Genomic DNA, 15,268 nt, shown 5'->3' with positions numbered 1-15,268 from the left:
TGGCAATAGTAGGGCTGACATGCATTTCGTCAGCTTTTGTACTACTATCATCTGCAATCCTGCTCAGCTTGTCTTCCTGTAATTCCATATCGCCCAGCCATTCAGTGCAATAGCGAACAGGATCATATAAAAAAATTCTAACCTGATATCTGCGAAGCCACTTCCTTTTAATACGATCATTCTTACCACTTTAATGAAATGAGTGATGGGTGTGAGGTTGGCGATCATCTTTGCCCAGGCGGGCATGCTTTCAACAGAAGTAAATAAGCCGCTCATGAGCATGAAGATCATCATGAAAAAATAGGCGATGAACATGGCCTGCAACTGGTTATTGCTATAGGTGGATATCAGTAATCCAAACCCTAAAAGCGCTATTAAATACACAGCGGCAAACAAGTACAGCACGCCTATATTCCCCTGGGGAGAAATGCCATATACTAAGCGGGTAACAGCTAATCCTATGCTAAAAACGATCATGGCAATTACCCAGAAGGGAACCAGTTTTCCAACGATGAACTCCCATTTCTTAACCGGCGATACGTTAATCTGTTCAATGGTGCCCGATTCCTTTTCTTTTACAATATTCAATGCCGAAATAAATCCGCCAATGAGGGTAAGCAGCAGCACCAGCACGCCGGGTACAATATAATACTTGTATTCAGCCAGCGGGTTGAACCAGTTAGATGAGGTAATATCAATAACAGGTTGTACGTTTTTTTGCGCTGTGCCGCCTGTGCTATTGAGCGGAAGGCTTTTGTTGAAATCTGCGATAACCGCGTTCAGGTACGCCGCTCCCAAAGCAGCTTTGGTGCCATTGATGCCATCCACGGAAAGAGAAACTTTCTGCAGGCCTTCTCTTACCAGGTTACGTTCAAGACCAGCCGGGATCTCCATTACCAGGTCGGCACTCCCGTTTTCTATATAACGCAGCGCTTCCCGGTAAGATGGTTCCGCATTTACATAACGGAAATAGCCGGATGCCCCGATCTTTGAAATGAACTTTTGCGACAGGCTGCTATGATCATTGTCTACCACCACCACATCAATGTTCTTTACATCAAAGTTCATGGCCAGCGGAATGATAATAAGCTGAATGGTAGGCATAGCAAACATCATAGCCAGGATAGACCTGTCTCTGAATATCTGCAGGAATTCTTTTTGCAATATGTAGCCCAGCACTTTCATGATAACCGTGTTTTAAAATTTTTCAGCGCTATTGCCAGGAGCACTGCCGTCATGCCGGCCAGCACCAGCGTTTCTTTCCACACGTATTCAAAACCGAGGCCTTTGAGCATGACCGCTTTTACAATTAAAAAATACCACCGGGCAGGTACAATATTGGAGATCACCTGGAATATCCGCGGCATATTTTCCAGCGGGAACATAAACCCGGTGAAGATCAGCGTAGGCATCATCATGCCCATCATAGAAAGCAGCAGGGCGGTTTGCTGCGAATTGGTGGTATTGGAAATGAGCAATCCCAGGGAAAGACAGGTAATAATAAAGAGGATACTTTCTATGTACAGCAGGGAAATACTTCCCTTTATGGGAACGTCTAATACGTATACCGATAACAACAGGATTAAGGTAAAAATGGCAATAGACAGGGCAAGAAAAGGGATGGCTTTTGCTATTAATACCATCACCGGCTTAAACGGCGATACCAGTAATATTTCCATAGTGCCGGATTCTTTTTCACGAACCACGGCAACCGAAGTAAGCGCGGTACAAACGATCATTAACACCAGCGCCAGCACACCGGGTACAAAATTCAGCGAGCCGTTCGCGTTTTCATTGTACAGCATCCTGGTTTCGGGAACAATGGAATAGGGCAGCGCGGTTGCAGCGCTTATCTGCAGTTGATAATCCGTTATAATGGCAGTTAAATAATTAGTGAGCGTTTTAGCCGTGTTAGGATCCGATCCGTCGGCAATGATCTGCACCTGTGCCTTGCCGTTATGCAGCAGGTCGGCGCCGAAACGGGAAGGGAAAATAACAACGCATTTCAGTCCGCCTTTTTTAAAAGCCGCTTCAATGTCATTCGTATTGATATTGGCTTCTTTTACCAGGAAATAGGTAGAAGCTTTTATTTTGGCAGTGATTTGGCCGGTATTAATATCCTGCGCATGGTCTGCAATAATGATTTCTGCATTCTTAACATCGCTGGTTAGGGCAAATCCAAACAGCAGTATTTGAGCTATGGGTATGCCAAACATAATGAGCAGCGTACGCCGGTCGCGAAACACATGGTAAAACTCCTTTCTTATGAACACCAATAATTGTTTCATGCCGGTAGGTATGGTTTAGTCTGCCGATCGTTTCGCGCCGCGGGCTAACTGGTAAAAAACATCTTCTATACTGTTGGCGCCGAATTGTGCTTTTAGTTGCCGGGGTGTATCCAGCGCTTCTATCCTGCCATCCACCATTATGGTTATGCGGTTGCAGTATTCCGCTTCATCCATATAGTGGGTGGTTACAAAAACGGTGATGCCCGAGGCGGCTGCTTCATAAATCATATCCCAGAACTGCCTGCGCGTAACAGGGTCTACGCCGCCCGTAGGCTCATCCAAAAACACAATTTTGGGCTGATGAAAAATGGCCACCGAAAACGCCAGCTTTTGCTTCCAGCCCAAAGGCAGCCCGCCTGTTTTCTTTCCGGCTTCCTGCTGCAGCCCGAGCTTTTCCACCAGTTCAATGCTCCGGCTTTTTATGATCTCACCGGGTACTCCGTATACCCCGCCGTAAAACCGTATGTTTTCTAAAACGGTCAGGTCTTCATACAACGAGAATTTCTGGCTCATGTAGCCGATATTCCGCTTTATCATTTGCTGCTGCCGGTACACATTAAAACCGGCTACAGCGGCTTCGCCCGAAGTGGGAAAAGAAAGTCCGCAAAGCATACGCATAGCAGTGGTTTTGCCTGCGCCGTTGGCTCCGAGGAAGCCAAATATCTCACCTTTGTTCACTTCAAAGCTGATATTATCTACCGCCACAAAATCGCCGAACTTTTTAGTGAGATTTTTACAAATGATTACCTTTTCTTCCATGTATGAAAATTATGCCTGTGCAAAAGATCCCTGTTTTTTGTTTGTTAGCCGTATAAAGCTATCCTCAATGGTGGGCGCCATTACGCTCACCTCTATGTTTGTATGACCCTGTGCCGCTATATGGTTTCTTAGGTTGCCGGCGCCCGCGGCATCGTTATTTTTTAAGGTAACGTGCAGGTATTCGCCAAAAGCAAAGCTGCTCTCTACCAGTTCACTCTTTCTCAGGTCGTTCAGCAGCTTGTAAATATTGCCGGACTTTACGGCGTATAACGGTACCGGGTAGGTGGCAATAATATGCTGTGGTGTATTTACCGACATGATCTTACCGTTTTGCATCAGCGCTATTCTTTCACACAAAACCGCTTCGTCCATATAAGGTGTGGAAACCAGGATAGTAATACCCTGCTGTTTCAGCCTTTTCAGCATCTCCCAAAATTCTCTTCTTGATACGGCGTCTACGCCGGTAGTAGGTTCATCAAGGAAAAGCACTTCCGGCTTATGAATTAAGGCACAGCACAATGCCAGCTTTTGCTTCATGCCACCCGATAGCTTGCCCGCCCTGCGGTTCTTGAAGGGTTCTATTTGTTCATAAATGTCTTTAATGAGTGCATAGTTTTCTTCAATGGTGGTACCAAATAAAGTAGCGAAGAAGCCCAGGTTTTCCTTCACCGTTAAATCCTGGTATAAAGAAAATTTGCCGGGCATATAGCCAATGCGCCTGCGGATGGACTGGTAATCTTTTACTACGTCAAACCCGTCAACGGATGCGCTTCCTTTATCAGCCAGTAACACCGTGGTGAGGATACGGAAAACAGATGTTTTGCCGGCGCCATCCGGGCCAATTAAGCCGAACAGCTCACCCCTGTCTATTTGAAGCGTTACATCATCTACTGCCAGCACCTTGCCTTTATCGTAGGTTTTGGTAATATTTTTTAGTGTTACTGCTTTCATTTTTTTACTGTTTTAAAAAACACTTCGCCATACATGCCGATCTTCAGGTAGCCATCATTTTTTACGCTTATTTTTATGGCGTATACCAAATTGGCTCTTTCTTTTTTTGTTTGTATGGTTTTGGGTGTGAATTCCGATTTATCCGAAATCCATGTAATCGTTCCGGGGTACGATTTATTTTCTTTTTCTCCCTGGTCCACGCGCACTTGTACCTGCTGCCCCGGCTTTATGAGCGGTAGCTGGTTGCCGGTGATATATGCTCTTAAGAACAGGGTGTCGGTATCAGCGATCTTGTATAAAGGCTTTCCCAATACCGCCATTTCTCCTTTCAATGCATAGTTAGTGAGCACCGTACCGGCAACGGGATTAACCACCTGCCCCTTATCAATTTGCGCCTGTAATTGCTGCGCTGCTTTTTCAAGCGGGGCTTTTTCGCTGAGTATGCTCCTGTTTTGAGTGGCGGTATTGGAATGATAGAGGTTTATCTGTTCCCGCGTTACCGCCATCTGCTTTTGTAATTGGTCAATTTGCGCGTTAATATCGTCTACCTGCTTGCTTGGTGCGGCGTCTGCTTTTACCAGGTTTTGCGACCGTTCCTTTTCCCGCAGCAGGTTATCCAATTGTATTTGCTGCGCAGCCAGTTGCGCTTTAGCTACTTTAACCTGCTCGGCAGCCGAGCCTGTTTTTTGCTGCAGCGCGTTTATTGTGGCTTCTGTTTGTTCTTTCTGCAGGCGCTGAACGGTCATATCAATCTGCCCTACTACGGCTCCTTCTTTTAGCTGGTCGCCTTCATGCACCGAAAAAGACAGCAACTGCCCGTTTTGCTGTGCCGATACCATTACTTCATCTGCTTCAAAATTGCCCGATGCATCGTAGCTGATTTCATTATTGTTGCAGGAGGCCAGTATCACCCATGCCGTACATATGATCATATACCGTTTCATAAATTTCAGTTTTGAGGTCAGTTGCCCGATGTGTTTTTAAAATTGTATTGTGCCTGTAATAATTGAATGCGGTGAACAATGCGCGATTGCCTGGCCAGGTTTTCTTCATTGAGCTTGGCAATATATTCATGTACGGTTATCACGCCATTGTCTAATTGCGCCTTCGCCGATTGCACTACAGCAGTAAGAAGCTCAATAACGGCATTATCCTGCTCAAGGAGATCGCTGTATTTTTTGATATCTGCATGTTGCTCATTAAGTGTAATGCGGGTATTGAAAAGGAAGGTTTCTTTATCTGTATCTATGTTTTGACGGTTGATATCTAAAAGATGTTTGTTGTTTCTTAAGGAATATAAACTTTCTACCGACCAGTTTAAACGAAGCCCGGCAATCCACCACGGACCAAACTTATTTTCAATAATATTTAAGGTGGGACGGCCATATGCCCCCTGTGCAAAAGCGCTGAGTTGGGGTGTGTATGCCGATCTCAATTGTTGTTCCTGTATATCAAAACTTTTTTTCTGCAGATCGAAGTATTTCAGTTCCGGCCTGCTAATTCCGGAAGTGGTGGGCAATTGTTCAGGTAAAGTCAATACCGTGCTTTCATCAACAGTCCGGCCAATCAGCAATGCCAGCATATCCATAAAGGCTTTGCGGTTGGCCCTGAACGTTATAGCTGTCATATCTGTATTAATAATTGCGGCTTTTAATTCATCCGCATTGCTTCTTAAGCCTGTTCCGTTTTCAAACGCGGCATTGGCTTTAGCCAGCGCACCCTGTAAATCGGTTTTCCTGATTTCGTTTTGCTTTAATTGTTCATCAAACAGCAGGATGGAAAAATAGATATGGGTAACGCGGTCTTTCAGTGTGTTTAAATTCACTTCAAGGCTTTGTTGCTGCATTTGTTCATTAGCCAGGATCAATGCTTTTTGATGTTTGGTAATACCGCCATCATATATGGCCTGGCTCAGCTCTGCCTGTATTTTATACTGGTCTTTATCAATAGTGGGAAAAGAAATGCCGGGTATGGAAGGCAGCGCATCCGAAAAGCTTATAGTTTGTGACTGATAGGTAGCCTGACCATTTACGGTAAGCTGTGGAAGATATATTTTGGAAGCGTTTGCTATGGAGTACCGGCTGCTTTTAGAAATCAGGTCCTGCTTTTTAATGAGTGGATAGTTTTCTCTTGCCATGCTGTAACAGCTATCAATGCTAAGCTGCAGCGTTTGTGCATGCACCGGGGCATGGAGTGCCAGCAGGATCAGGATGCTTATGAGCGTATTCAGTTTGCGTATCATGGCTTCAGTTATTTGTTTCAGATAACAGGTAAAACGCTTTTTGTTTTCAGTATCGCTTTCATCCAAACGGGTATCAGTTTTTTTCGCTCCAGCATCATCTCAATGAATGCTTTTTCTTTAAGATTCGCTATTCTTATAAATGCCGGTTTCATTATAAAAGGAAACAGGCATAGTCCCAGGAGACTGACCAAAAAATGGGAAGGATGAATATCCGGCCGCTTTTTAGCTATTTGCTGCAGAAAAACAGACTGGTTCATAAAATCAACCTTTTCTGTGAGTTTTATAAAATGTTCCGGATTGTTTCTCACCTCGCTCAATACAAATAGCGGCAATTCGGGGTTTTCAATAATCAGGTCAATATATTTTGAAGCAATGCTTTCCACTTTGGCTTCAAGTGAAGTAGCGGCGTCGTTTAAAACCGGCGCCAGCACCCCAAAGTATTTTTGTAGTTTTTCTGCCATCACCAGTTCAAAAAGCTTTTGCTTGCTTCTGAAGTAGTAGTTAAGCAGGGCCAGGTTAATACCGGCAGCTTCTGCTATATCTCTTGTGCGGGTGGCTGCGTAGCCCTTTTGGGTAAATACTTTTCGTGCCGCCTCTTTTATTTTTTCTTCTGTGGAGAGGTCGGTAACCGCTTTTCCTTTTCCGCTCATGTTTTACTATTGTTCCACAAAACTAAAAATTAATTGGATAAATTAAACAAATTATTTAATCAAATGATTAAATAATTTATGAAATAAGGGCAGCCGGGCGGTTCGGGGGAAATGGCGATGTTGCGATTATAATGAAGGATATCTTACTTATTGATGGTAAACATCCAGGCTATTGTATGCCTCAGTAAGGATTAAATCTATTATAGCTTTGCTACGGTATAAGTACCCTAAGTTCGCTTTGTAGTGCGGATACGTGGTTATCTCTATGCTTCTGTAGCGTTTAACCCCTTTATCAATCTATAACTTCTATAGATCAAATAACCAGTTAGTATTATCAGCGCGACTTGGAAACCAATACCGTGGGCACCTCCAAATGCTGTAGAGTAATATGTTCCCAAAAGGAAGGACAGCACAATCAATCTTACTGTTTCAATCTTATCTGGTGCTATTTTGCTCAGGTATCTTTTGCTTAAAAATATGTTGATTAAGAAAAGAGCAACAATAAATACAGCAATCATTATCAATTCAGAGATGTTCATATCAATATATATTTGTACTAAAGTAACTAATTTCTATAATAGATAATTAATAAACAACCCCCCTCGCCTGGAGGCGATATTATGACCCACTTTCCGGTGTTCTAAAAAAAGTATGGGTAACAGCGGCTGCCGTTTTTGACAATAAACTATAAATCCATACTTTGCAGCGCAAACTTGCATAAATTTCAGGCAGGTAACTGATTGTGATTATGAAAGATATTCTGGCATTCATTCCGCAGCGCCCTCCTTTTGTGATGGTAGATGAACTGGTGGCAGTGGATAATAATGCCGGCACAACGAAGTTTAAGGTGAGCGCAGATAATATTTTTACTGTGAACGGAAAACTGACAGAACCTGCCCTGATAGAAAATATTGCGCAAACAGCGGCTGCCAGAATAGGCTATATTTGCAGCCAAAAAAAGGAACCTGTTCCCGTGGGCTTTATAGGTGCGGTGCAAAACCTGCAGGTGATGAATTTGCCGGAACCGGGGCAGCTATTGGAAACAACAATTGAAATTAAGAACCAGGTGTTTGATATTACTGTAATTACGGGAAAAATAACCTGCAAAGGCACAGTGCTGGCGCAATGCGAAATGAAAATTTTTATTCAGTCAACCAATAAATCTGCAATGATATGAAACATGTATCCAAATGGCTGTTTGCTGCCATGCTCCTGTTTATGGGAACACAGTCTGCTTCCGCGCAAACCTTAAAGGAGTTTTTTAACTCTTCAGAAGTTCCGCTTACTTACCTCGGGGTTGATTTCACCCACGCTAAAGTGTTTAACGACATTGCCGCTAATGCTATGGATATAAGAGACCGGCAATTTGCCGCCATTAACCAGGTAATTGTAAACGAGCCTAAGAAATACGATTTCCAGAAAGCGCTTTCCAAATCAAGCGTAACAAACGATATCAGCTTCGTTAATGCAAAAAATGCTAAAATAGACGCTGAAAAGATTATTGAATCGGGCGAGGTTAAGGAAGAGCGGCTTAACAAATCAACCATCGAATCTATTATTAAGGGTTACCAGTTTACCGGTAAAAAAGGTATTGGCCTGATGTTCATTATGGAAAGCATGAATAAGGCATCCGCCACAGCTTCTATGTATGTAACTTTTGTAGATCTGGCTTCGGGTAAGGTATTGCTTACGGAACGCATGACTGCAAAAGCCGCAGGGTTTGGCTTCAGGAATTACTGGGCAAAAACAATATACGAAGTGTTAGACGATATCAGAAAATCGAAATACAAACAGTGGAAAGCCACTGCGGGATAAGGATTGGATCACCGTTAGGGGAAAAAACAAATAATGGAAAAAACATTATCGGGGAAAATTGAAATTAATGTACGGTTTAATGAAGCTGATCCATTAGGTATAGTATGGCACGGACACTATATCCGGTATTTTGAAGACGGGCGGGAAGCCTTCGGTAATGAGCATGGGATCGGGTACCTCGATTTTTACAATCAGGGGCTTATTATTCCTATCGTAAGCATTCAGTGCGATTTTAAACGGTCGCTGAAATATGGAGAGAAAGTGGTAGTGGAAACAATTTATGTGCCCTGCGAAGCTGCAAAGCTCAAATTTGAATACCGGTTATTCAATTCCACCTCCGGTCAATTGGTAGCAACGGGAAGCTCGGTACAGGTTTTTTTGAACAAAGAAACATCCGTATTGCAATTAATCAACCCTCCTTTTTTTGATGCCTGGAAAACGAAATATGGGATGACCTGATTTTTTTAATCCGGCAAAAATGTAAAAAACAAACAAGTACGGATGAAACCGGTTTTTATTATTGCAGATAATATTGTATCACCCATAGCGCTAACGGCAAATGAAAATTTTGATTTGCTGAAAGCGGGGAGGTCAGGTATACAATTACATCATAAAGCCATTTCTCCCGAGCCTTTTTATGCTTCTTTATTTAATGAAGATGCCGGTTTTAAGGCTTCCATACGTAACGCAGACGTGTATACGAAATTTGAACAGTTGCTCATTACATCCGTTCAGGATGCCTTATTGCATGCTCCTGCTGATTGTGCCGGTAAAAGAACGGTATTGATCATCTCTTCCACCAAAGGCAATATCAGCCTTATTGAAAAAGGACCGCTGAATGCGGAGGTGAAAAGACGGATAGCATTGCATGAATCGGCCCGTGTGGTAGCGGATTATTTTCATTTCACCACCCATCCCGTAGTGGTATCGCATGCCTGCATTTCGGGTTTGGTGGCGCTCATTACAGGTATGCGGCTATTGCAGAGTGGCCGCTTTGATCATGCGGTGGTAGCGGGAGCAGATATCATTACCCAATTCGTGTTATCGGGCTTCCAATCTTTTCATGCCATCAGCGATGCACCCTGCAGGCCTTTTGACGCCAAACGTAACGGCATTACGTTAGGAGAAGCCGCGGCTACCGTGGTGCTTTCTGTAGAAAAGCCGGAAACGAAAGATTGTATATGGCTTTCAGGCGGAGCGGTGAGTAACGATGCCAACCATATTTCCGGGCCTTCCCGCACGGGTGAAGAATTACACTATGCTATAGAAGCCGCTGTGAAGGAAGCAGGGGTGGATAAAAGTACGATTGACTTTATTTCGGCGCATGGAACAGCTACCGTGTATAATGATGAAATGGAAGCTAAAGCCATCACCCTCTCCGGATTGCAGCAGGTTCCTGTTAACAGTTTGAAGGGATATTACGGCCATACTTTAGGTGCGGCCGGTTTAATAGAAACCGTAGCATCCGTACATTCATTAAAAGCAAATGCAATATTACCCACGCCCGGATTTGAAGTGTCCGGCACCACGCAACCTGTGCATATCAATAAGGTATTGCAAACCGGCATATACAGCACCTGTTTGAAAACCGCTTCGGGGTTTGGGGGCTGCAACGCTGCGATCGTATTACAAAAAGCTGTTTAATTATTGAACTATAAACCATAACCATAGTACATTTTATTACATGAAATTTTTTAAAAAGGATAAGAAAACGGCTTTGGAAGCTAAGGATCTGGCTCAGTTTATTGCATTCGGTCCCGTGGTATTCCAGGTAGCCAGGGTAATGAGAGACAAGGGTATATTAAGCGTTATAGAAGAAAGCGCCTCCGCCGGCATAACGCTTGAAGCAATTAAAGACCGTGTGCAGTTGCCCCATTACGGCGTGAGGGTATTGCTGGAATCGGCGCTGGGAATAGGTTTGGTTGTGGAAAACGATGGTAAGTATACGTTAACCCGCACGGGCTATTTTATTTTGCACGATCCGCTTACGAAAGTAAATATGGATTTTGTGCACGATGTGTGCTACAAAGGATTGTTTGATCTGGATAAAAGCATTGAAACCGGCAGGCCCGAAGGACTTAAAACATTCGGTAACTGGCCTACCGTTTATGAAGGGCTGTCGCAATTGCCGGCGCATGTGCAGAAAAGCTGGTTCGCTTTCGATCATTTCTTTTCAGATAATGCTTTCCCGGCGGTGATAAAACATGTATATAAAGATGGCATTAAAAATATATTAGACATTGGCGGAAATACCGGCAAATGGGCCATTGCCTCGGCAAACTATGCGCCGGATATACATATTACCATTATGGATTTGCCCGGTCAGTTAAATATGGCCAAAAAAAGGATGGAAGAGCTGGGGCTTACCAACCGGGTATCTTTTCATCCAACTAATATTTTGGATGAAAGCCAGCCTTTTCCCAAAGGATTTGACGCGATATGGATGAGCCAGTTTTTAGATTGCTTTTCAGAAGCGGAAATTGTTTCTATCCTGAAGCGCTGCGCCACGGCAATAGATGATGATGGCTATGTACTTATCCTGGAAGCGTTCTGGGATACACAGCGGTTTGAAACCGCGGCATTTTGCCTGCAGCAAACGTCCATCTATTTTACCGCCATAGCCAATGGCAACAGCCAGATGTATGATTCCAGGGTTTTTAAACAATGCATATACGATGCAGGCTTTGAAATTGTGGAACAAACCGATGGCATAGGGTTAAGCCACAGCCTGCTGAAATGCAGGAAGAAGAAGTAGCAGAATTTGAAAATTTGAAAATGTGGTAATTTGAAAATGAAAGCGGTCGGTACGCAACGAAGGAGCGTCAGACTGCGGGTACTGAAGGCTGATGGCTAATAGCTGACTGCCGATCGCTCGCATTTGGATTTTAATTTTTGTATTTTACTTGGTTCTTATTATTTGTTTTTTTGGTTCTTATTTATAATATATTATGCAAACAGAAAAAACGGATGTATTGGTCATTGGCGCGGGTCCTTCGGGAACGGTTGCCGCTTCCATTGTTCACCAGGCAGGGTATAAAGTACGTATTGTTGAGAAAATGAAATTTCCCCGTTTTGTGATCGGCGAAAGTCTTTTACCCCGCTGTATGGAAGCGCTGGAAGAAGCTAAATTTTTAGATGCAGTGGCAGAAAGAGGCTTCCAGGAAAAGAATGGGGCCAAGTTTGTAAAGAATGGTAAAATATGCGACTACCAGTTTGCCGATCAGTTTACCCAGGGCTGGAAAAGGACCTGGCAGGTGCAGCGTGCCGATTTTGACCATACGCTTGCCCAAACCGTTGAAAAAATGGGCGTGCCTGTTCAGTATGAAGCAACGGTAACGCATATTGCATTTAATGATGACGGGAAATCCGTAACTACTGTAGAAGACGCCAATGGCAATAAAAAATATATAGAAGCCCGCTTTATTATAGATGGCAGCGGTTATGGACGGGTAATACCCCGTATGTTCAATATGGAAAAGCCTTCCAACCTGCCGCCAAGAAAGGCCTTGTTTGCACATACGGTAGATACAAAACGTGCCATGTCTGACGAGCCTAACCGCATTACCATTGTGGTGCATAAAAAATCGGTGTGGATATGGATCATCCCTTTCGCTAATGGCATTACCTCTCTGGGCTTTGTGGGATTCCCTGAATTTTTTGAAGATTTTGAAGGTTCACCTGAAGAAAAATTCCGGGCAATGATCGCCACCGAACCGTATTTAAAGGAGCGGTTTAAGGATGTGGAACTGGTGTTTGAACCGCGAATATTGCAGTCGTGGTCGTCTACAACCGACAGGTTTTATGGTAACGGGTTTGTGCTTACCGGAAATGTAACCGAGTTTCTGGATCCCGTATTCTCTTCGGGCGTTACGCTGGCTACCGTTTCCAGCCAGTTGGCCGCAAAGCTGGTGATCCGTAAGCTGAAAGGAGAAGCGGTAGACTGGGATAAGGAATACATGGATATTATGATGCAGGGTGTAAATACTTTCCGTTCTTATGTAATGGCATGGTATGAAGGCACGTTAGATACCATTTTCTTTGCCGACGACCAGGATCCGCTTATTAAAAGCCAGATATGTTCCGTTCTGGCCGGTTATGTGTGGGATACCACCAACCCGTATGTAAAAGACCACACCACCGCCCTGCACAAGCTGGCGCGGATCATAACGATGAGGGACAGCTTGAAGAAGTAGTAAGTAGTAAGGGGTGAATAGTGAATGGTGAGAGGTGAATGGTTTATCGTTTCACGTTTATCGTTTCACGTTTATCGTTTCACGAGAGGAGAAAAGTGAGCGGTGAATAGTGAGTAATGAAATAGTGAGTAGTGAGTGTCTTGCTGGCTGATAGCTGATAGCTGACTGCTCATAGCTAATAAAAACAATATTAATATTTTGTCAGATTCGCGAACATACATTACTGCTCATTGCTGCATACACCGCGGGGAGATATATAAGGATGGTATGCTGCTTTTGAAAGATGAAACCAATAGCAGTACAACTGACTTCCTGCTTTCCGCATACAAATATTTTAATGTGGATTATCCCAAATTTTATAAAATGGATAATCTGTGTAAGCTTGGGTTTTTAGCCGTGGAATTGCTGCTGAAAGAAAGGCGGATTGCGGAAGCATACAGTCCTGAAAGCATAGGGATCGTATTCAGCAATGCCAGTTCCAGCCTCGATGCCGACCTCCATTACTTCGAATCCGTTAAAAACATTCCCAGTCCGGCCCAATTTGTATATACTTTGCCTAATATTGTAATTGGTGAAGTGAGCATCAGGCACCGCTGCAAGGGAGAGAATGCTTTTTTTGTGAACGAACGGTTCGATGCCGGCTTCATGCAGTTTTATGTACAGGACCTGATGGCACGTAACCGCGTAAAAGCATGTATAAGCGGTTGGGTAGAATGTTTGGGAGCGGAGTATAAAGCCGTGGTTTACTTAGTGGAAAGCCACCCGGAAAAAGGGGCTTTACCATTTGATATTGAGCATATTCATCAAATTTACGAGATAGCTAATGGAGAAATTAATGGCTGATCTGAAACAGCAGATCATAGCGCAACTGAACCTGAAAGATCTGAAACCTGAAGATATCGGCAACGATCAGCCGCTTTTTGTGGAAGGGCTGGGGCTGGATTCTATTGACGCGCTGGAATTGATCGTATTGTTACAGCAGGAATATAAAATAAAGCTTGCCAGTGCCGAAGAAGGGCAGAGTGTATTCCGTTCCGTTAGAACGATGGCGCAATATATTACAGAACATCAGCCTAAAGCGGTATAGTGGCATAGCACATGGTTGATTTGAACAGTAAAATCTCAAATCTCAAACCTGCCTGCCGGCAGGCAGGTTTCAAATCTGAAATATGAGTTCCCCCGTTTTCATTGCAGGCGCCGGCGTCATTTCCGCTATAGGCCATACTATAGCCGGTAATCTTGCAGCGCTTGAAAGCGAAACTGCCGGAATAAGTGAGATGCGCTATCTCCATTCGGCACATCGCCGTAAGCTGCCTGTGGCGGAAGTAAAAATGAGTAACGAGGAGCTGGCAGTAATGGCAGGAATGCCTGCGCATATCAGCCGCACGGCACTGCTTTCGGCTATCGCGGCAAAAGAGGCGCTCCGCCATGCGGCTATAGAAAATTTCAATGAGCTCCGAACGGGTTTTATCTCCGCTAATACGGTAGGCGGCATGGATAAGACCGAAGATTTTTTCCCAGATTTTTTAAGCCATCCTTATAAAGGCAGGCTCCGCAATATTGTTCATCACGAATGCGGCGCCGCTACCGAACTGGTGGCCGACCAACTGGGTATAAAAAATTATATCTCTACCATCAGCACGGCCTGTTCCTCATCCGCCAACGCCATTTTCTTTGGTGCAAGGCTCATCAGGCAAAACATGCTGGATGTGGTAATTGCCGGCGGAACAGACGCGCTTACCAGGTTTACACTCAATGGTTTCAATACATTGATGATCGTAGACCAGCAGCACTGTCAGCCCTTTGATGAAAACCGCAGGGGACTGAATCTTGGAGAAGGCGCTGGTTATGTAGTGCTCGTGTCTGAAAAAGTTGCTGCAACCTTATCGCATCATCCTGTTTGTACATTGAGCGGCTATTGCAATGCCAACGATGCCTATCATCAAACCGCATCCTCTCCCGATGGTGCCGGTTCCTACCTGGCCATGAAGGGAGCATTGGAGCAGAGCGGTTTGCAGCCCGGTGAAATTGATTATATAAACCTTCATGGTACCGGCACGCAAAATAATGATATAGCGGAAGGCACCGCCATTAAAATGTTGTTTGAAGGGCATTATCCGCCCATGAGCTCTACCAAATCCTTTACCGGTCATACGCTCGGAGCCAGTGGGGGAATAGAAGCTGTATTTTCGATGCTGGCCATTCAGCATGGATTGATCTATCCCAACCTGCGCTTGGAAACACCCATGAAGGACCTGCCGTTTGTGCCCGAAAAGCATTTTAAGAAAGGTGTTCCCGTTCGCCATGTACTTTCCAATTCCTTTGGCTTTGGCGGAAATTGTTCATCGCTCATTTTTTCAAAAGTGTAAA

At 44.2% G+C, this 15,268-nt stretch carries 17 protein-coding genes; 9 read left to right on the top strand and 8 right to left on the bottom strand.

The features are described 5' to 3' along the window. Nucleotides 1-63: 63 nt before the first annotated feature. The 8 genes from PLE34_RS00210 to PLE34_RS00175 form a co-directional block, all read right to left on the bottom strand. Entirely contained in the window at nucleotides 64-1,185 is a 1,122-nt protein-coding gene (locus PLE34_RS00210) for an ABC transporter permease (RefSeq protein ID WP_324552803.1), read from the bottom strand. Beyond that, nucleotides 1,182-2,288 (bottom strand): ABC transporter permease, encoded by a 1,107-nt coding sequence (locus PLE34_RS00205; protein ID WP_324552800.1) that lies wholly within the window; start codon nucleotides 2,286-2,288, stop codon nucleotides 1,182-1,184. The genes PLE34_RS00210 and PLE34_RS00205 overlap by 4 nt, the downstream gene beginning before the upstream one ends. A gap of 15 nt (nucleotides 2,289-2,303) precedes the next feature. Further along, nucleotides 2,304-3,047 (bottom strand): ABC transporter ATP-binding protein, encoded by a 744-nt coding sequence (locus PLE34_RS00200; protein ID WP_324552797.1) that lies wholly within the window; start codon nucleotides 3,045-3,047, stop codon nucleotides 2,304-2,306. 9 nt (nucleotides 3,048-3,056) lie between these two features. After that, on the bottom strand, nucleotides 3,057-3,998 hold the full coding sequence (locus tag PLE34_RS00195; RefSeq protein ID WP_324552794.1) for an ABC transporter ATP-binding protein: 942 nt from the start codon (nucleotides 3,996-3,998) through the stop codon (nucleotides 3,057-3,059). Next, a complete protein-coding gene (locus PLE34_RS00190) occupies nucleotides 3,995-4,942 on the bottom strand; it encodes an HlyD family secretion protein (protein ID WP_324552790.1) in 948 nt (315 codons plus the stop codon). The genes PLE34_RS00195 and PLE34_RS00190 overlap by 4 nt, the downstream gene beginning before the upstream one ends. Nucleotides 4,943-4,959: 17 nt before the next feature. After that, entirely contained in the window at nucleotides 4,960-6,240 is a 1,281-nt protein-coding gene (locus PLE34_RS00185; protein WP_324552787.1) for a TolC family protein, read from the bottom strand. A 17-nt stretch (nucleotides 6,241-6,257) separates the two neighbouring features. Beyond that, nucleotides 6,258-6,890 (bottom strand): TetR/AcrR family transcriptional regulator, encoded by a 633-nt coding sequence (locus PLE34_RS00180; protein WP_324552784.1) that lies wholly within the window; start codon nucleotides 6,888-6,890, stop codon nucleotides 6,258-6,260. A 263-nt stretch (nucleotides 6,891-7,153) separates the two neighbouring features. After that, nucleotides 7,154-7,429 (bottom strand): hypothetical protein, encoded by a 276-nt coding sequence (locus PLE34_RS00175; protein ID WP_324552781.1) that lies wholly within the window; start codon nucleotides 7,427-7,429, stop codon nucleotides 7,154-7,156. Between the two features lie 209 nt (nucleotides 7,430-7,638). Here PLE34_RS00175 and PLE34_RS00170 point away from each other — a divergent pair, with 209 nt between their 5' ends. From PLE34_RS00170 to PLE34_RS00130, 9 genes are all read left to right on the top strand, one after another. After that, nucleotides 7,639-8,067, top strand: coding sequence for a hotdog family protein (locus PLE34_RS00170; protein WP_324552779.1), 429 nt, complete (start codon nucleotides 7,639-7,641; stop codon nucleotides 8,065-8,067). Next, nucleotides 8,064-8,705 carry a hypothetical protein gene (locus PLE34_RS00165; RefSeq protein ID WP_324552776.1) on the top strand — a complete coding sequence of 214 codons (642 nt, stop codon included), beginning with the start codon at nucleotides 8,064-8,066 and terminating at the stop codon, nucleotides 8,703-8,705. Before PLE34_RS00170 ends, PLE34_RS00165 begins: the two co-directional genes overlap by 4 nt. Nucleotides 8,706-8,738: 33 nt before the next feature. After that, the gene (locus PLE34_RS00160) at nucleotides 8,739-9,164 is read left to right on the top strand and encodes an acyl-CoA thioesterase (protein WP_324552773.1); all 426 of its coding nucleotides are present in this window, start codon (nucleotides 8,739-8,741) and stop codon (nucleotides 9,162-9,164) included. A gap of 42 nt (nucleotides 9,165-9,206) precedes the next feature. Further along, a complete protein-coding gene (locus PLE34_RS00155; protein WP_324552770.1) occupies nucleotides 9,207-10,349 on the top strand; it encodes a beta-ketoacyl-[acyl-carrier-protein] synthase family protein in 1,143 nt (380 codons plus the stop codon). A 40-nt stretch (nucleotides 10,350-10,389) separates the two neighbouring features. Beyond that, nucleotides 10,390-11,460 carry a methyltransferase gene (locus tag PLE34_RS00150; RefSeq protein ID WP_324552767.1) on the top strand — a complete coding sequence of 357 codons (1,071 nt, stop codon included), beginning with the start codon at nucleotides 10,390-10,392 and terminating at the stop codon, nucleotides 11,458-11,460. A gap of 193 nt (nucleotides 11,461-11,653) precedes the next feature. Continuing rightward, nucleotides 11,654-12,898: an NAD(P)/FAD-dependent oxidoreductase gene (locus PLE34_RS00145; protein ID WP_324552764.1), complete on the top strand. Its 1,245-nt coding sequence runs from the start codon at nucleotides 11,654-11,656 to the stop codon at nucleotides 12,896-12,898. 198 nt (nucleotides 12,899-13,096) lie between these two features. Then, nucleotides 13,097-13,741: a hypothetical protein gene (locus PLE34_RS00140; protein WP_324552760.1), complete on the top strand. Its 645-nt coding sequence runs from the start codon at nucleotides 13,097-13,099 to the stop codon at nucleotides 13,739-13,741. After that, nucleotides 13,722-13,985, top strand: coding sequence for a phosphopantetheine-binding protein (locus PLE34_RS00135; protein ID WP_324552757.1), 264 nt, complete (start codon nucleotides 13,722-13,724; stop codon nucleotides 13,983-13,985). The genes PLE34_RS00140 and PLE34_RS00135 overlap by 20 nt, the downstream gene beginning before the upstream one ends. An 82-nt stretch (nucleotides 13,986-14,067) precedes the next feature. Continuing rightward, entirely contained in the window at nucleotides 14,068-15,267 is a 1,200-nt protein-coding gene (locus tag PLE34_RS00130) for a beta-ketoacyl-[acyl-carrier-protein] synthase family protein (RefSeq protein ID WP_324552754.1), read from the top strand. Nucleotide 15,268 lies beyond the last annotated feature (1 nt).

The sequence above is a fragment of the Agriterribacter sp. genome, assembly GCF_035445465.1.
GTDB lineage: Bacteria > Bacteroidota > Bacteroidia > Chitinophagales > Chitinophagaceae > Agriterribacter.
This window is presented reverse-complemented; position numbering and strand designations above follow the sequence as displayed.